At 70.9% G+C, this 15,025-nt stretch carries 15 protein-coding genes; 9 read left to right on the top strand and 6 right to left on the bottom strand.

The genetic code is table 11. The features are described from left to right. Window positions 1–27 precede the first annotated feature (27 nt). Complete coding sequence (locus CCZ36_RS07965; protein ID WP_128817316.1) at window positions 28–924, top strand: MerR family transcriptional regulator; 897 nt, start codon at window positions 28–30, stop codon at window positions 922–924. A 212-nt stretch (window positions 925–1,136) separates the two neighbouring features. Here the strand turns inward: CCZ36_RS07965 and CCZ36_RS07960 are convergent, their stop codons facing one another. Next, a complete protein-coding gene (locus tag CCZ36_RS07960; protein ID WP_164873607.1) occupies window positions 1,137–1,901 on the bottom strand; it encodes a hypothetical protein in 765 nt (254 codons plus the stop codon). Window positions 1,902–2,178: 277 nt separating this feature from the next. Between CCZ36_RS07960 and CCZ36_RS36670 the strand changes: the two genes are divergently transcribed. Further along, window positions 2,179–2,520, top strand: coding sequence for an HNH endonuclease signature motif containing protein (locus CCZ36_RS36670; protein WP_335755793.1), 342 nt, complete (start codon window positions 2,179–2,181; stop codon window positions 2,518–2,520). Between the two features lie 82 nt (window positions 2,521–2,602). Here the strand turns inward: CCZ36_RS36670 and CCZ36_RS07950 are convergent, their stop codons facing one another. Both CCZ36_RS07950 and CCZ36_RS07945 read right to left on the bottom strand, forming a co-directional pair. After that, window positions 2,603–2,899 (bottom strand): hypothetical protein, encoded by a 297-nt coding sequence (locus CCZ36_RS07950; protein ID WP_128817312.1) that lies wholly within the window; start codon window positions 2,897–2,899, stop codon window positions 2,603–2,605. Window positions 2,900–3,023: 124 nt separating this feature from the next. Continuing rightward, on the bottom strand, window positions 3,024–3,362 hold the full coding sequence (locus tag CCZ36_RS07945) for a hypothetical protein (RefSeq protein WP_069737991.1): 339 nt from the start codon (window positions 3,360–3,362) through the stop codon (window positions 3,024–3,026). Between the two features lie 160 nt (window positions 3,363–3,522). Between CCZ36_RS07945 and CCZ36_RS07940 the strand changes: the two genes are divergently transcribed. From CCZ36_RS07940 to CCZ36_RS07935, 3 genes are all read left to right on the top strand, one after another. Further along, entirely contained in the window at window positions 3,523–4,302 is a 780-nt protein-coding gene (locus CCZ36_RS07940; RefSeq protein WP_128817310.1) for a GntR family transcriptional regulator, read from the top strand. An 84-nt stretch (window positions 4,303–4,386) separates the two neighbouring features. Then, complete coding sequence (locus tag CCZ36_RS36400; RefSeq protein ID WP_256094822.1) at window positions 4,387–4,512, top strand: hypothetical protein; 126 nt, start codon at window positions 4,387–4,389, stop codon at window positions 4,510–4,512. A 253-nt stretch (window positions 4,513–4,765) separates the two neighbouring features. Then, on the top strand, window positions 4,766–5,557 hold the full coding sequence (locus CCZ36_RS07935) for a putative protein N(5)-glutamine methyltransferase (RefSeq protein WP_069737961.1): 792 nt from the start codon (window positions 4,766–4,768) through the stop codon (window positions 5,555–5,557). On the opposite strand, the gene CCZ36_RS07930 is transcribed toward CCZ36_RS07935, so the two are convergent. After that, window positions 5,550–6,071 carry a pyridoxamine 5'-phosphate oxidase family protein gene (locus tag CCZ36_RS07930; RefSeq protein WP_128817309.1) on the bottom strand — a complete coding sequence of 174 codons (522 nt, stop codon included), beginning with the start codon at window positions 6,069–6,071 and terminating at the stop codon, window positions 5,550–5,552. The genes CCZ36_RS07935 and CCZ36_RS07930 overlap by 8 nt on opposite strands. A 181-nt stretch (window positions 6,072–6,252) precedes the next feature. Here CCZ36_RS07930 and CCZ36_RS07925 point away from each other — a divergent pair, with 181 nt between their 5' ends. Next, window positions 6,253–9,249: a bifunctional [glutamine synthetase] adenylyltransferase/[glutamine synthetase]-adenylyl-L-tyrosine phosphorylase gene (locus tag CCZ36_RS07925; protein WP_128817307.1), complete on the top strand. Its 2,997-nt coding sequence runs from the start codon at window positions 6,253–6,255 to the stop codon at window positions 9,247–9,249. Between the two features lie 74 nt (window positions 9,250–9,323). On the opposite strand, the gene CCZ36_RS07920 is transcribed toward CCZ36_RS07925, so the two are convergent. Next, window positions 9,324–10,334, bottom strand: coding sequence for a phosphatase PAP2 family protein (locus tag CCZ36_RS07920; RefSeq protein ID WP_128817305.1), 1,011 nt, complete (start codon window positions 10,332–10,334; stop codon window positions 9,324–9,326). A gap of 76 nt (window positions 10,335–10,410) precedes the next feature. Continuing rightward, window positions 10,411–11,454 (bottom strand): LacI family DNA-binding transcriptional regulator, encoded by a 1,044-nt coding sequence (locus CCZ36_RS07915; protein ID WP_069742785.1) that lies wholly within the window; start codon window positions 11,452–11,454, stop codon window positions 10,411–10,413. Window positions 11,455–11,800: 346 nt separating this feature from the next. Here CCZ36_RS07915 and CCZ36_RS07910 point away from each other — a divergent pair, with 346 nt between their 5' ends. Genes CCZ36_RS07910 through CCZ36_RS07900 form a run of 3 tightly spaced genes read left to right on the top strand, consistent with a single transcriptional unit; the run spans window position 11,801 to window position 14,986 of the window. Beyond that, entirely contained in the window at window positions 11,801–13,072 is a 1,272-nt protein-coding gene (locus CCZ36_RS07910) for an extracellular solute-binding protein (RefSeq protein WP_069737956.1), read from the top strand. 19 nt (window positions 13,073–13,091) lie between these two features. Further along, entirely contained in the window at window positions 13,092–14,111 is a 1,020-nt protein-coding gene (locus CCZ36_RS07905) for a carbohydrate ABC transporter permease (RefSeq protein ID WP_069737955.1), read from the top strand. Next, complete coding sequence (locus CCZ36_RS07900; protein WP_069742786.1) at window positions 14,108–14,986, top strand: sugar ABC transporter permease; 879 nt, start codon at window positions 14,108–14,110, stop codon at window positions 14,984–14,986. Before CCZ36_RS07905 ends, CCZ36_RS07900 begins: the two co-directional genes overlap by 4 nt. Window positions 14,987–15,025 lie beyond the last annotated feature (39 nt).

The raw sequence follows: 15,025 nt of genomic DNA, 5'->3' as shown, positions 1-15,025 counted from the left end.
CGCCCCCTGGAGAGAAGGCCCCCGCCCATGCCCGCGTCTTTCGTGCCACCCCGTCAGGTCAAGATCGGCGACGCGGCCGCCTTCGCCGGCTGCACGCCGCGGGCGATTCGCCACTACCACGAGATCGGTCTGCTCCCCGAGCCCGAGCGGGGCCGCGATGACCGCCGCCGCTACGGGTACGAGGACATGATCCGTCTGCTGTGGATCCGCAGGATGGCCGGCGCCGGGATCGCGCTGGAGGACATCCGCGACGCTTTCGCCACCGGCGAGGATTCCGCCGGTGAGCACGGCGGAGACGGTATCGAGACCATGCTGGAGCGCGTGGAGGAATCCCTCGCCGCACAGGAGGCGGAATTGTGGCGCCAACGGACCGCCGTGCGGCGGATGCGCGTCGAGGGCAGCCGGATGGGACTGCTCTCCGACCTCGTCACCGATCGCCTCAAGGGCCTGCCCGAGGGGTCGCTGCGCCAGGCCGACCTGGACACTCTGCTGGTCACCGAGCGGATCTTCGGCCCCCTCGGAGCAGCCGTCCAGGCCACGCGGTTCGTCGCCCTGGCCACGCATTCCGCTCTGCGGGAGGAGTCCGACCGCATCGACAACGCCGAGGAGACGCTCGACGACAGCGTCGCCGTCGACGACCCACGGGTGGCCCACGTGGCCGCCGAACGGCACGCTTTCGAAACCGCCTTGCACGCCGTCATCGAGGAGTCCGATCTCGACGAGGACGACGACGCCCTCTTCGACGCCTGGGACGCTGCGCACCCCGAGACCGGGGATGACGAAGAGAACGGTTCAGCCTCTGCCTTCGGCGGGGCCATGGGTGTGTTGGAGGCCACCGGCAAAATGCCCTACGACTTCTCGCCAGCCCGCCTGCGCTGTATGGAACTGACCGTGGAACTGTCCGCCCGCGACGCACCCGCCTAGACCATGGCCTGCGAGCTGATCCAAACTTCTCCTCCTCGTCACGGCACCCGACGGAGCCCGCGGTTCACGCGGAGCGGCTTCAGAGGGGGCCAGGACGACCGCATGGCCGTTATGAGCTTCTGAAGGGCTTCCGGGAAGCCGCGCTGTGCCTGCGTGCACTCCGGGTCGTCCCGGAGGCGCCGCACAGTCACCGGATCCGAGGGGCGGCTGGTTCAGTACCGGTGGCCCGGCCAGTGCGGGTCCTCCCATCGGGCCGGGCCGGAGAGCCCGATCAGCCGGATGCGGTGGAGCAGAGTTCCGCAGCCCTCCCGGGTGCGCAGCCGTGTCGGCGCGTGGCGGACGAGCCAGGTGGTCAGCTCGCCCCGCAGGCCACTCTCGTCCTCGTCGTCCCATGCGTCCCAGGGCAGTTGGTCGCCCAGCAGGCCGTACTCCCACGCGGTGACAGCCTCGGCGAGGTGCCGATCGGGCACCTCGCCGTCGAGCGACTCCCAGACGGTGAGCCAGGGGCCCGTCGTGGACGAGGCCTCGGCGCACAGGGCGAACAGTTCGTGGACGGGAACGGCGGGCGCCGGATCCAGGAGGCTGTGGGCCCACCAGGCGTGCAGGAACTCCCGGACCGCAGAGCACTGCCGCGTGGGCCACCGCTGCCAGTGTCCTCGGGCGAACGAACGGCCGACCTCGTGCATACCGAACATGGGCTCCACCTCGCCGCCCACCAACACCCGGGCGAACTGGGGCAGGATCCGGCGTAGCACTGCCCCGTGGTCGGCCCAGTCGGGGGCGTCCCAGGTGCGGCGGAGGAGATCCGGAGCGAGGGCCACGTCCGGGGTCTTCAGCAACGCAAGTTCCGTAGGGCTGCCCCAGTGGCAGTCGCACTGGACCTCGTCGGCGCGCGCGGTCATACCGCCGAAGGCGTCCGCCAGCCCGTCCAGGGCGAGGTCGAGCCGGAGCCGGGCGGGGGTGGTGTCGGGGCGCATGGTGATCGGCACAGCCTCGGGGGACTCCAGGAGGCTTCCGCCTGCCGAAGACTGTCACCTTACGCATTCGGGCCGACGTTGTCGCCGGGGTTGATGTCAGTGCCCGTCCGTATGCTCCTGCCATGACGGAGGCCGAGAGCTCGGCACCACGTCCGCCATCGATCACATCGCGTCGACGCGGCATCCGGATGCCCCGGGTTTTGACAACCTGAGCAGCGCCCTCCGGAACTTCCCGGCGGAACACGGCGCTCCACAGCAGCGGTGCGGCGAGGTCAGGATGCCTTCCGTCGCGCGTTGGTCCGCCAGTACGGATTGGTCTGCGCTGTTACGGGGGGCAGCACCGGCGGAGGTGCTGGAGGCCGCCCACGTGCGCCCGTTCTCCGACACGCAGCATCACCGCGTGGAGGAGGGACTGATGCTGCGGTCGGACGTGCACCGCCTGTTCGACAGCGGACTGCTGGCCATCGACTCCGATCTGGTGGTCCAGGTCGCGCCGAGCCTGGCCGGACACCGGTTGTACAGCGCCCTGGCGGGTGTGTCCCTGCAGATTCCCCACGACGCGCCGATAGATCGTGCGGTCATCGCGGATCACCACGCGGCGACTGTTGCCACCTGGTGACCCCGCCGGGGCCCTGCCCGTACCCCGAGCTCCTCGGCGGCTGATCCGAGCGCGGGGCGCGGGCAGGGCGGGAGTGCGGGCCCTACACCGGCGGTGTTCCCGGCGGTGACGGGGCCGGGGGAGGGTTGGGCAGCGGTGGGCCCGGGTCGGGCGAGAGCTTCGGGGGGCCGCTGCCGTGGCGGCCGTCGTTCAGGAGCTTGCGGGTCGTCAGGCCGTAGATGCCGAACGGCGGGAAGAGGTCGACGCGGCGCGGGTAATCGCCCTCCGCGCACTCCTCGCAGAGAAGGTCGCGGCCGGCGGGGGTCTGCCGGGCGGCGGTGACCGGGGCGTTCCAGCACGCCTCGCAGTCGAGGACGTCGGTTGCGGAGAGGGTGATCATCCGGGCCTCCCCGGTGGTGTCGGTAACGCCTGGTGGGTGCTGCGCATCAGGTGCCTCCGTCGCTGGTGCGGATGGTGGGCGTGGTGGGGCTGATGTGGCCGGGAGCGCTCATCGATGCCGGCCCTCATCGACGGGTCTCCCGCCAGACGCGGACGAGCTTGGCCGCGTCGGGGCAGATCTCCCCGGTCCGGCAGGCGGTGCAGGTCGTCGTGTGGCCGAGCAGGGCGCGGTAGGCCGTGTCGGGGGTTTCGGTCGTGGTCACGTTCGCCTCTCTGCTGATCTCGGCCCAGACGTACTCGGCGGCGCGGGTACGCGTGTGTCCGTAGCGGTCCGCCGTGGCCAGGGCGGCGAGGACGGCCGTTTGCGCGGTCGTGCTCAACTCGGCGGGGAGATCGGCCTCGACGCGGAAAGCGTGCAGGTCGGCGGCGACGCGCGGTTCGGTGCCCGTGGCGGCGCCGAGCATGCCGGTCAGCGCCGCGACCCGCGCTTGTGCAGAGCGCACACTTCTCCCCTGGTGAACGGACGTCACTCCATGTAATGCTGAATATTCAGCTTCAACCTGATGGGTTAGCTTTGTCAACCAGCGACGCCCATATCGACGCCGAACACACGGAGCTGCTCAAATGCCACGTGATACGCCGTACTTGCAGGTGGCGGACAAGCTGCGGGCTCGCATCCGAGCCGGTGAATGGGCCGTCGGTGACAAGCTGCCGTCCCGGGCGTGGTTCGCCGAGGAGTACGGCGTCGGTCAGTCCGTGGCGCAGCGGGCCATGGAGCGTCTGATCATCGAGGGCATTCTTGAAGGCCGCGCCGGCTCCGGTACGTATGTCCGCCGGGCCCGCGAGCGTCGGCGCATGATCCGTTCACGCCACCGCGAGCAGCGGAACAAGAGTCCGTTCGCCTCGGACATGGCCGAGCTCGACCACGAGGCGGACTGGGAGTGCACCAGTACGGCCCGGGTCCCCGCTCCCGAGGACATCGCGGAGCGCCTGGCGATCGAGCCCGGCGACCTCTGCGTCGTGACGGACTACGAGTTCCTCGCCGACGGCATGCCCGTACAACTCGCCAAGAGCTGGGAGCCGATGGCCATCACGGGCGGGACGCCGGTCCTGCTCCCGGAGATGGGGCCGCACGGCAAGATGGGCGTCGTACGGCGCATGCGCTCCATCGGGGTGGACATCGCCACCGGCATCGAACTGCCCCGCCCGGCCCGCGCGACGCGTGAACAGGCCAACCTGCTCGGGATCTCCATCGGCGACCTGGTCATCGAGATCGAGCGCACCTACTTCGACCGCGAGGGCCGCCCCGTGGAGACGGCCGACGTCGTCGTGCCGGACATCCGCTGGGAGATCGCCTACGAGATCCGCATCGACCAGCCGGACTCCGACCAGCCGGACTCCTGAGACGGGCGCCGAGGTGGCCGCGTCCCGCCGCGCCGGCCCCCTTGGCACCCGCCCTCGCCATCGTCGCCAGCCTCGCGGTCGGTCGTGCGGGCCGCGTACGGGGACGCCACCGGCCACATCTTCCTCATCTCGGCCGGTATCGCCGTGATCGGTGTCATCGCGTCGCTGTTCCTGACGCCGACGAAGTCGCGGGACAGCGTGGATCTCTGAGCCGCCCTACCGCTCGTCCAGCCCGCTTCCGCGCCCCGCACGGGCGAGGGAGCGGGCTGTTGTACTGTTACGACCCCCGTACGCCACGGGGAACGAGGAGACCGACCGAGGAGGTGAGACCCATTACCGCTGGATCAGGCTGGGTGCTCACCCCGCGCGATCACGTCGGACGACCGGCAGCACCAGCAGCTGACCGGCCGGCCTAGGACGAATCGCCGAGCGCCCATCGGTTTTCCCGAAAGGCTTCGCTCGTATGCCGGTTCACCCCGTCAGCTCGCTCTCCACCACCGTCCTGGCCCTCCGCCGCGCCGGCTGCGTCTTCGCCGAGGACGAGGCCCGCCTCCTCCACGAGGCCGCCGCCTCCCCCGACGAACTGTCCGCCCTCGTCGAGCGCCGCGCCGCCGGGCTCCCGCTCGAACACGTCCTGGGCTGGGCGGAGTTCCACGGCCGCCGCATCGCCGTGGACTCCGGGGTCTTCGTGCCCCGGCGGCGTACGGAGTTCCTCGTGGCGCAGGCCGCGGCCCTCGCACCCCGCCGGGCCGTCGTCGTCGACCTCTGCTGCGGTTCGGGTGCGCTCGGCGTCGCCCTCGCCACCGCCCTGGACCGGGTCGACCTGCACGCCTGTGACGTCGAACCCGCCGCCGTACGCTGCGCCCGGCGCAACGTCGGCGACCTGGGAGAGGTGTACGAGGGTGATCTCTTCGCCCCCCTTCCGGTCCGCCTGCGCGGCCGCGTCGATGTGCTCCTTGCCAACGTTCCGTACGTTCCGACCGCCGATGTCGAGCTGCTCCCCGCCGAGGCCCGCGTCCACGAACCGCGCGTCGCCCTCGACGGGGGCGGCGACGGCCTCGATGTCATGCGCCGGGTCGCGGCCGAGGCGCCCGCGTGGCTCGCCCCGGGCGGCAGCCTGCTGGTGGAGGCCAGTGAGCGGCAGCGGGACGTGGCGGTGGAGATCCTGCGCGCCGCCGGTCTCACCCCGCGGGTCCGGGTCTCCGAGGAGCTGTACGCCACCGTCGTCGTCGGGACGGCCCGGCCGGTCACGTGAAGCGGTGGCGCGTCTGGCTGTACGGCTCCCCCTTACCGAAGCCGAACGCCGTACGGGGGCGGACCGCGAACACATGGGCGTGGCCCGACTCCGCCTGGACGAAGCTGCCGTCCTCGACGTCGAAGTGCCAGTCGGCGCCGTACTTCGCCTCCCACTCCCGGGCCAGGGCGGTCAGCCGCCCGTGGTCCGTCACCCGGTCCGCCCGGCCCTCCACCACGACGTCGAATCCGGAATCCAGGGTGTTCGCACCCGTCGTCAGGACCACCTCGGGGTTGGTCACCAGATTGCGTGCCTTGCGCTCCTGCGGGCCCGTACAGAAGTGGAGGGCGCCCTGGGACCAGACGCCGATGAGCGGGGTGACGTGGGGGCGGCCGTCGGGGCGGACCGTGGAGAGCCAGTACAGCGGGGCGCCCGCCAGAACGGCGGCCGTCTCCGGCCAGGGGCGGGCCGTCGCGCCCTCGCTGCTGTAGCGGGCGTCCAGCTCGGTGGCCGGGGGCTGCTCGGTCGTGGACATCGTTCCTCCGGGGGGCGTCGAACGGTGCTGTCACGGGGGTGCTGTCAGGTGTTTCCCCCGTGGGTGGACTCCGCCGCCGCCCCGAATTCATCGGCGCGGGACTAGGCTCGGAGAGCTGTGACGCGGCGAGGGAGCGGCGAGCAGGTAAGCAGTTCGGGTTCGGCTGGCAGGAGAGCACGGGATGACGACCGCGCCGGGGCGCAGAAGCAGTACGTTCACCAGGCTGCTGCGGCACGGATTCACCGACCCGTCCGCCGCCGAGCAGCTCCTCGACCTGGACGCGCTCGCCTCCGTACGGTCCGATCCGGTCCTCCTGGAGGCGCTCGGGGCCACCGCCGACCCCGATCTGGCCCTGCGCGGACTGGTCCGGATCGTGGAGGCGGGGGAGGAGAGCGAGCGGCAGGTGCTGCTCGACACCCTCGTCACCGCCAAGCCCCTGCGCGACCGGCTCCTCGGGGTCCTCGGCGCCTCCGAGGCGCTCGGGGACCATCTGGCGCGGCACCCCCGTGACTGGCAGGCGCTCGTCACCTACGAATCGGCCGACCTGAACCCCGGCGTCGCCGAGTTCGAGCAGGGGCTCGCCGACGCCGTCGACCCGGACTCGCTGCGGGTCGCCTACCGCCGGTGCCTGCTCACCCTCGCCGCCCGGGACGTCTGCGGGACGACCGGTCTCGCCCAGACCGCCGCCGAGCTGGCCGACCTCGCCACCGCCACCCTGCGCGCCGCGCTCGCCATCGCGCGCACCGCCGCGCCCGAGGACGCCGCGCGGTGCCGGCTCGCCGTCGTGGCCATGGGCAAGTGCGGCGGGCGGGAGCTGAACTACGTCTCCGACGTCGACGTGATCTTCGTCGGGGAGGCGCGCGACGGGGTCGACGAGACCAAGGCCATGCAGGCCGCCACCCGGCTGGCCGCGCACATGATGCGGATCTGCTCCGACACCACCGTCGAGGGCACCATCTGGGAGGTCGACGCCAACCTCCGCCCCGAGGGCCGCAACGGGCCGCTCGTGCGCACCCTCAGCTCCCACCTCGCCTACTACCAGCGCTGGGCCAAGACCTGGGAGTTCCAGGCCCTGTTGAAGGCCCGGGCGGTGGCCGGCGACCCCGAGCTGGGCGCCGAGTACGTCGAGGCGGTGTCGCCGCTCGTCTGGGGGGCCGCCGACCGGGAGAACTTCGTCCCCGACGTGCAGAAGATGCGCCGCCGGGTCGTCGACAACATCCCCGCCGACCGCATCGAGCGCGAGCTCAAGCTCGGGCCCGGCGGGCTGCGGGACGTCGAATTCGCCGTCCAACTCCTCCAGCTGGTGCACGGGCGCAGCGACGCCTCGCTGCACAGCGGCTCCACCCTGGAGGCGCTGCGGGCGCTCGCCGAGGGCGGGTACGTCGGCCGCGCGGACGCCGCCCAGCTGGACGAGGCGTACCGCTTCCTGCGCGCCATGGAGCACCGCATCCAGCTCCACCGGCTGCGCCGCACCCACCTGGTCCCCGAGGACGAGGCGGATCTGCGGCGGCTCGGCCGGTCGCTCGGGATGCGCACCGATCCGGTCGCCGAGCTGAACAAGGCCTGGAAGCGGCACGCCTCCGTCGTACGGCGGCTGCACGAGAAGATCTTCTACCGGCCGCTGCTGGACGCCGTCGCCCAGCTGGCGCCCGGCGAGTCCCGGCTCAGCGCGAAGGCCGCCGCGATCCGCCTGGAAGCCCTCGGGTACGCCGACCCGGCGGCCGCCCTGCGGCACCTGGAGGCCCTCTCCTCCGGGGTGACCCGCAAGGCCGCCATCCAGCGCACCCTCCTGCCGGTGCTCCTCGGCTGGTTCGCGGACTCCGCCGACCCGGACGCCGGGCTCCTCGGCTTCCGCAAGGTGTCCGACGCGCTCGGCAAGACCCCGTGGTACCTCCGGCTCCTCCGCGACGAGGGCGCCGCCGCGGAGAACCTCGCCCGGGTCCTCTCCGCCGGCCGCCTCGCCCCGGACTTGCTGATGCGGGCCCCGGAGGCGGTGGCGATCCTCGGCGACCCGGAGGGGCTGAAGCCGCGCACCCGGGAGCACCTGGAGCAGGAGGTGCTGGCCGCGGTGGGGCGCGCGAGTGACGCGGAGTCGGCGGTCGCGGTGGTGCGCGGGGTGCGCCGCCGGGAACTGTTCCGTACGACGGCCGCCGATCTCATCGGCTCGTACGGGACCGAGGACAGCCCCGCCGAGCAGGACCACGGGGCCCTCGTCGACCGCGTCGGCTCCGCCGTCACCGACCTCAACGCCGTCACCATCGCGGGCGCGCTGCGGGCCGCCGTCCGCGAGCGGTGGGGCGACACCCTGCCGACCCGGTTCGCCGTCATCGGCATGGGCCGCTTCGGCGGACACGAACTGAGTTACGGCTCCGACGCCGACGTCCTCTTCGTCCATCAGCCGCGCGAGGGCGTGAGTGACGAGGAGGCCGGGCGGGCGGCGAACGCGGTCGTGGGGGAGATGCGGCGGCTGCTCCAACTGCCCACCGCGGACCCGCCGTTGCTCATCGACGCCGATCTGCGTCCGGAGGGCAGGACCGGCCCGATGGTCCGCACGCTGAAGTCGTACGAGGCCTACTACCGGCGCTGGTCCCTGGTCTGGGAGAGCCAGGCGCTGCTGCGGGCCGAACACATGGCGGGCGACGAGGAGCTGGGGCGCGCCTTCGTCGATCTGGTCGATCCGCTGCGGTATCCGATGGAGGGGCTGGGCGAGGACGCCGTACGCGAGATCCGGCGGCTCAAGGCGCGGATGGAGTCCGAGCGGATGCCGCGCGGTGCGGACCCCACGCTCCACGCGAAGCTGGGGCGGGGCGGGCTGAGCGATGTCGAGTGGACCGTCCAGCTGATCCAGATGCAGCACGGGTGGGCGGAGCCCGGCCTGCGTACGACGCGTACGCGCGAGGCGCTGGCCGCCGCGTGTGCGGCCGGCCTGCTCCCGGCCGAGGAGGCGCAGACCCTGGACGAGGCGTGGGTGCTGGCGGCGCGGGTGCGCAACGCGGTGATGCTGGTGCGGGGGCGGCCGGGCGACACGTTCCCGTCCGACGCGCGGGAGCTGGCGGCGGTGGGCCGGTATCTGGGGTACGAGCCGGGGCACGTCGGCGACATGCTGGACGACTACCGGCGGATCACTCGGCGGGCTCGGGCGGTGGTGGAGGAGCGGTTCTACGGGGCGGCGGGCTGAGGGGCGGGTGTTCCCGAAGCCCGGTGGGGGCGGACATCATGTCCGCCCCCACCGCGTTCCTCGCCGTGCGAGGACTACGACCTGCGCGCCCCGGCCGCCTCCGGCTCGGACTCCGCCCCCGGCTCCGTCCGCGGCTTCGGGTCCGGCTCGGAGGCCGGGCGGGGCAGGCGCGCCGCGCGCAGTCCGGTCAGCCGGCCCTTCGCCGTCCCGGGCACCCCCTTCGGCAGCCGGTGCGGCAGCGAGCCGTACCAGACGCGGGAGACCGCGTAACCGAACGCGAGGCAGACCATGCCGCCCACCGCGTCCAGCCAGAAGTGGTTGGCGGTGGCCACGATGACGACCAGCGTGAGCGTCGGGTAGAGCAGCCCCAGGACGCGGGCCCACGGCACCGAGGCCAGGGCGAAGATCGTCAGACCGCACCAGAGCGACCAGCCGATGTGCATCGACGGCATCGCCGCGTACTGGTTCGACATGTTCTTGAAGTTGCCCGAGGCCATCGAGCCCCACGTCTCGTGCACGAGCACGGTGTCGATGAAGTTCGCACCGTTCATCAGACGGGGTGGCGCCAGGGGGTAGAGGTAGTAGCCGAGCAGGGCCACGGCCGTCGTCGCGAAGAGGACGAGCCGGGTCGCGGCGTAGCGGCCGGGGTGGCGGCGGAACAGCCAGACGAGGACGCCGATGGTCACGACGAAGTGCAACGTCGCGTAGTAGTAGTTCATCGACACGATCAGCCAGGTCACGGAATTCACCGCGTGATTGACCGTTTCCTCGAAGGCGAGACCCAGGGACTTCTCCGCCGACCAGATCCAGTCCGCGTTGCGCAGGGCCGCGGCCTTCTGCTCGGGGACGGCGTTGCGCACGAGCGAGTACAGCCAGTAACTGACCGCGATGAGCAGGATCTCGAACCAGAGCCGGGGGCGGCCCGGCGTCCGCAGCGAGCGGATACGCGCCCGCCATCCGGTCTTCCCGGTGGCCGGGGGAGGGGTGGACGGGACGGCAGCGGTCTCGGGGGCCGCTTCGGCCGCGATGGGTGAAGGACCGGCCGTCGACCGGCCTTCCTGTGCTGTCACCTGTGTTTCACCCATAGGCAGAGAGTCTTCCATAGAGCTTCCTCTGCCTACGATCATCCTCCGGTCGGGTTCCGGTCGCACGTCCTGCGCCTCAAGGACGAGAAGCCGACCCCGACCCGCCTGCGGGTCCGGCGGCCGTCGTGCCGCGTACCACCAGCTCGGGCATGAAGACGAACTCGCTGTGCGGGGCCGGGGTTCCGCCGATCTCCTCCAGCAGCGTACGGACCGCGGCCTGGCCCATCGCCGTCACCGGCTGCCGGATCGTGGTCAGCGGCGGGTCCGTGAACGCTATGAGGGGCGAGTCGTCGTAGCCGACCACGGAGAGATCCCGGGGGACCTCCCTGGACTCCCGGCGGGCCGCCCGGATCGCCCCGAGCGCCATCATGTCGCTCGCGCAGACGACCGCCGTGCAGCCGCGCCCCATCAGGGCTGTGGCGGCGGCCTGGCCGCCCTCCAGCGTGTACAGGGAGTGCTGGATCAGTTCCTCGATCTCCTCCTCGGCGAGGCCCAGCTGCTCCCGCATCGTCGCGTGGAAGCCCTCGATCTTGCGCAGCACCGGCACGAAGCGCTTGGGGCCGACCGCCAGGCCGATCCGGGTGTGGCCGAGCGCCACCAGATGCGTCACCGCCAGTCGCATCGCCGCCCGGTCGTCCGGGGAGATGAACGGCGCCTGCACCTTCGCGGAGAATCCGTTGACCAGGACGAAGGGGACCCCCTGGCCGCGCAGTTGCTCGTAGCGCTGCATATCGGCCGAGGTGTCCGCGTGCAGTCCGGAGACGAAGATGATGCCCGAGACGCCCCGGTCCACCAGCATTTCGGTCAGCTCGTCCTCGGTGGAGCCGCCGGGGGTCTGGGTGGCCAGCACCGGGGTGTAGCCCTGCCGGGTCAGCGCCTGGCCGATGACCTGGGCCAGCGCCGGGAAGATCGGGTTCTCCAGCTCCGGGGTGATCAGGCCGACCAGCCCCGCGCTGCGCCTGCGCAGCCGCACCGGACGTTCGTAGCCGAGGACGTCGAGCGCCGCGAGGACGGATTCGCGGGTGGCCGCCGCGACTCCGGGCTTGCCGTTCAGGACTCGGCTGACCGTCGCTTCACTGACCCCCGCCTGAGTTGCGATATCGGCAAGCCGTGCGGTCATGGGATGCGACTGTACCGGGCCCGTGTCGGATTGCCCACTGTGCGCGGGACCGGGCGGGAGGGGGCTCCGGGTGCTTCTCCGGCAACGCCTTGCAAGGACTTGCGGCCCTGGATCGCGGACCGCGTCCGGACCGTCGCCCTGCGGATAGGGCCAGGCCTGCCCGCCCCTGCCAGGGGCGGACGGCCGTCGTCAAGGGGCTTGACGGCAACCTTGAGGACACGCGAATGTAACGATCACCAAGGCTTGCAGAAATCTTCCGCAAGGTCTTTCGGTCGTCTTTCATCCTTGTTACGTTCACGTCGACCCGGCGCCGCGACGGAGCGGTACGGCAGTTGAAGGAGTTCAGATGCGACGTGGCATAACGGCCACCGCCCTGGTCGCGGCCCTGGCGCTCGCGGCGACCGCCTGCGGCAGCGACGACGAGTCCGGCGGCAGCAAGAGCTCGGGCGAGCTCTCCGGCACCGTCACCTGGTGGGACACCTCCAGCGTCGGCAGCGAGGACAAGGTCTTCAAGAAGCTCGCCGAAGGCTTCGAGAAGAAGCACCCGAAGGTCGACGTCAAGTACGTCAACGTGCCCTTCGGCGAGGCACAGAACAAGTTCAAGAACGCCGCCCAGGCCGGCGACGGCGCGCCCGACGTGATCCGCTCCGAGGTCGCCTGGACGCCGGACTTCGCCAACCTCGGCTACCTGGCCCCGCTGGACGGCACCGCCGCCCTGAAGAACCAGGACGACTTCCTCAAGCAGGCGGTCGCCTCCACCAAGTACGAGGACAAGACCTACGCCGTCCCGCAGGTCATCGACTCCATGGGCATCTTCTACAACAAGAAGATGTTCAAGGAGGCCGGTGTCGAGGCGCCCGCCAACCTGGACGACCTCAAGACCGTCGCCAAGAAGATCAAGGACAAGACCGGCAAGACCGGCCTCTACCTCCGCGGCGACGACCCGTACTACTTCCTCTCCTTCCTGTACGGCGAGGGCGGCGACATGGTCGACGCCGGCTCCAAGAGCGTCACCATCGACAAGCCCGAGGGCGTCAAGGCGTTCAAGGCGGTCAAGGAACTGGTCGACGACGGCACCGCGAAGACGGACGCCTCGGACGGCTGGGAGAACATGATGCAGGCGTTCAAGAACGGCGACGTCGCGATGATGATCAACGGCCCCTGGGCCGTCGCCGACACCCTGACCGGCAGTGAGTTCACGGACAAGGACAACCTGGGCGTGGCCCCGGTCCCGGCCGGCTCCGCCGCCCAGGGCGCCCCGCAGGGCGGCCACAACCTCGCCGTCTACGCCGGCTCCAAGAACCTCGACGCCTCCTACGCCTTCGTCGAGTACATGACCTCTGTGGACAGCCAGGCCACCGCCGCCGGCGAGCTGAACCTGCTGCCCACCCGCACCTCCGCGTACGCCAAGAAGGAAGCGGTCGACAGCGAGATCGTCGGCTTCTTCAAGCCGGTCGTCGAGACCGCCGTCGAGCGCCCCTGGATCCCCGAGGGCGGCAGCCTCTTCGAGCCGCTGCGCGTCGAGTACACCAAGGTCCTCACCGGCCAGACCACGCCGGAGAAGGCCGCCAAGGCCACCGGCGACTCGTACCGCAAGCTCCTGAAGGACTGGAAGTAACAGGAAGGTTGGCCGACTCATGGCTGTCCACACCAGCCAGTCGGTGGTGAAGGCCGCGGGCGGGAACACCGCCCGCGGCCGGAGCCGCGGTACTGGCACCCCACCGCCGACCCCCGGCCGCCTCCGGCGCGCCCTGTCGGTCCACTGGTACGCCTGGGCCATGGTCGCCCCGGTCGTCCTCGTGATCGGCGTGATCATCGGCTACCCGCTGGTCCGCGGCATCTACCTCTCGATGACCGACGCCGACGAGCGCAACGTCGCCCGCTCCATCGGGGTCAACGAGATCCCCGCCACCTACGAGTTCATCGGCGTCGACAACTACGTCGACGCGCTGACCGGCTCGCAGTTCCTCGGCACGCTCGGCTGGACACTGGTGTGGACGGTCTCCTGCGTGAGCATCACGTTCGTCCTCGGCATGGCCCTGGCGAACATTCTCAACCGCCGCATCGCCGGACGCTCCGCCTACCGCATGGCCCTCATCCTGCCCTGGGCCATCCCCGGCTTCGTCTCGGTCTTCGCCTGGCGCTTCCTCTACAACGAGGAGCGCGGCCTGCTCAACAAGATCCTCGGCGGCGCCGGCATCGACGCCGTCCCGTGGCTGAACGACCCGACCTGGGCGAAGTTCGCGGTCATCGCCGTCAACGTCTGGCTCGGCGTCCCGTTCATGATGGTCGCCCTCCTCGGCGGACTCCAGTCCATCCCCTCCGAGCAGTACGAGGCGGCCGAGATGGACGGCGCGACCGCCTGGCAGCGCTTCCGCCACATCACGCTGCCCGGACTGCGCCCGGTCTCCACCACGGTGGTCCTGCTCTCCACCATCTGGACCTTCAACATGTTCCCGGTGATCTTCCTGCTGACCCGCGGCGGACCCGGTGAGGCGACCCAGATCCTGGTGACCCAGGCGTACAAGTTCTCCTTCGAGATCAGCCCGCGCGACTACGCGCAGTCCTCCACGTGGGGCGTGCTGATCCTCGTCCTCCTGATGGTCTTCGCCGTCGTCTACCGGCGGGTCCTGCGCTCCCAGGGAGACAACTGGTGACCACCGTGACCGACACCACCGCCCGGCACGCCGTCCGCAAGGTCCGCCTCCGCGGCGAGCGCTCCCCGCTCGCCTCCGTGGTCCTGCACCTCACCCTGATCGTCGCCTCGGTGATCGCGGTCTTCCCGGTGCTGTGGGTCCTGCTGACCTCGCTCAAGCCCGCGAAGTACGCGACCACCACGGACTTCTTCCGCGAGACGACGTTCGTCAACTACACGAACCTCATCCGCGACACCGAGTTCCTCAACTGGTTCGCCAACTCCGTGATCATCTCCGCGCTCTCCACGGTGATCGGCGTCTTCGTCGCCGCCACCACCGGCTACGCCGTCAGCCGCTTCCGCTTCCCCGGCAAGCGCGGGCTGATGTGGACGCTGCTGATCACCCAGATGTTCCCGGTCGCCGTCCTCATCGTGCCGATCTACAACATCATGTCGACCCTCGGGCTGCTCAACCAGCCGACCGGTCTCGTCATCACCTACCTCACCATCTCGGTGCCGTTCTGCGCCTGGATGATGAAGGGCTTCTTCGACACCATCCCGCGCGAGATCGACGAGTCGGGCGAGGTCGACGGGCTGACCCCGTTCGGCACCTTCTTCCGGCTGATCCTGCCGCTGGCCAAGCCGGGCCTCGCCGTCACCGCCTTCTACTCCTTCATCACCGCCTGGGGCGAAGTGGCCTACGCCTCCGCCTTCCTGGTCGGCGACGAGAACCTCACGCTGGCCGGCGGGCTCCAGAAGTTCGTCAACCAGTACGGAGCCCAGTGGGGCCCCATGACCGCGGCCTCCGTGCTCATCGCCATCCCGGCCGCCCTGGTCTTCCTCTTCGCCCAGAAGCACCTGGTCACCGGTATGTCCGCCGGAGCCGTCAAGGGCTGACACCACCAGGACGCCCGCACCCGCACGCACCACCGCACC

The organism is Streptomyces sp. S063 (assembly GCF_002832675.1).
GTDB classification, from domain to species: domain Bacteria; phylum Actinomycetota; class Actinomycetes; order Streptomycetales; family Streptomycetaceae; genus Streptomyces; species Streptomyces sindenensis.
This window is presented reverse-complemented; position numbering and strand designations above follow the sequence as displayed.

Excerpts from the sequence above, each read along its gene's own strand:
- CCZ36_RS07965 (WP_128817316.1), top strand. The coding sequence starts at position 28 with ATGCCCGCGTCTTTCGTGCCACCCCGTCAGGTCAAGATCGGCGACGCG.
- CCZ36_RS07960 (WP_164873607.1), bottom strand. The coding sequence starts at position 1,901 with ATGCGCCCCGACACCACCCCCGCCCGGCTCCGGCTCGACCTCGCCCTG.
- CCZ36_RS36670 (WP_335755793.1), top strand. The coding sequence starts at position 2,179 with ATGCCTTCCGTCGCGCGTTGGTCCGCCAGTACGGATTGGTCTGCGCTG.
- CCZ36_RS07950 (WP_128817312.1), bottom strand. The coding sequence starts at position 2,899 with ATGATCACCCTCTCCGCAACCGACGTCCTCGACTGCGAGGCGTGCTGG.
- CCZ36_RS07945 (WP_069737991.1), bottom strand. The coding sequence starts at position 3,362 with ATGCTCGGCGCCGCCACGGGCACCGAACCGCGCGTCGCCGCCGACCTG.
- CCZ36_RS07940 (WP_128817310.1), top strand. The coding sequence starts at position 3,523 with ATGCCACGTGATACGCCGTACTTGCAGGTGGCGGACAAGCTGCGGGCT.
- CCZ36_RS07935 (WP_069737961.1), top strand. The coding sequence starts at position 4,766 with ATGCCGGTTCACCCCGTCAGCTCGCTCTCCACCACCGTCCTGGCCCTC.
- CCZ36_RS07930 (WP_128817309.1), bottom strand. The coding sequence starts at position 6,071 with ATGTCCACGACCGAGCAGCCCCCGGCCACCGAGCTGGACGCCCGCTAC.
- CCZ36_RS07925 (WP_128817307.1), top strand. The coding sequence starts at position 6,253 with ATGACGACCGCGCCGGGGCGCAGAAGCAGTACGTTCACCAGGCTGCTG.
- CCZ36_RS07920 (WP_128817305.1), bottom strand. The coding sequence starts at position 10,334 with ATGGGTGAAACACAGGTGACAGCACAGGAAGGCCGGTCGACGGCCGGT.
- CCZ36_RS07915 (WP_069742785.1), bottom strand. The coding sequence starts at position 11,454 with ATGACCGCACGGCTTGCCGATATCGCAACTCAGGCGGGGGTCAGTGAA.
- CCZ36_RS07910 (WP_069737956.1), top strand. The coding sequence starts at position 11,801 with ATGCGACGTGGCATAACGGCCACCGCCCTGGTCGCGGCCCTGGCGCTC.
- CCZ36_RS07905 (WP_069737955.1), top strand. The coding sequence starts at position 13,092 with ATGGCTGTCCACACCAGCCAGTCGGTGGTGAAGGCCGCGGGCGGGAAC.